The sequence below is a fragment of the Bartonella sp. AD328YNZD genome (genome assembly GCF_042196425.1).
In genome coordinates, this window is record NZ_JBHIQG010000827.1 from 1 (window position 1) to 576 (window position 576).

Here is a 576-nt window from a genome sequence, read left to right on the forward strand (position 1 = left end):
GGTCTAGCATATCTTCACAATATTACAAAAGGGGTAAACGGTCGGATTATTATACTTTCTCTTGTTTATATTGCTATTTTAACAGTCGTTTTTACTCCACCTATTGTTTTCATGATGCTTTTGATGGGAATTTGGGCTGCTATTCAATACAATTTTCAATCACGCAAAAAACTCCACTAAATTTATTTGTTCGAAAGGAAAAACTATGGATATTATTTTACTTGAGCGCATTCCTCGTCTTGGTCAGATGGGTGATATTGTCTCAGTTAAAGATGGTTATGCGCGTAATTTTCTCTTGCCTCAAGGTAAAGCTTTACGCGCAAATGAAGCTAATAAAAAACATTTTGAGGTACAACGTGCACAACTTGAAGCACGTAATCTTGAACGCAAAAGCGAAGCGCAAAAAATTGCTGAAAAACTTGATGGACAATCATTCATTGTTGTTCGTTCTGCTGGTGAAACGGGACAACTTTATGGTTCTGTGTCAACACGTGATATTGCTGAAATCATAACAGATGAAGGCTTTTCTATTGGAAGAAATCAAATCGAACTTAATCATCCAATAAAAATGATCGG

1 protein-coding gene and 1 pseudogene are annotated in these 576 nt (G+C 35.8%); both read left to right on the forward strand.

Annotated elements, in window-relative coordinates:
- Window positions 1–180 (forward strand): annotated as a pseudogene (locus tag ACFIO3_RS15260) (hypothetical protein); the annotation flags it as partial.
- Window positions 181–205: 25 nt separating this feature from the next.
- Window positions 206–576: 50S ribosomal protein L9 (gene rplI, locus ACFIO3_RS15265; RefSeq protein ID WP_375704802.1), on the forward strand; the 371-nt coding region annotated here is incomplete at its 3' end.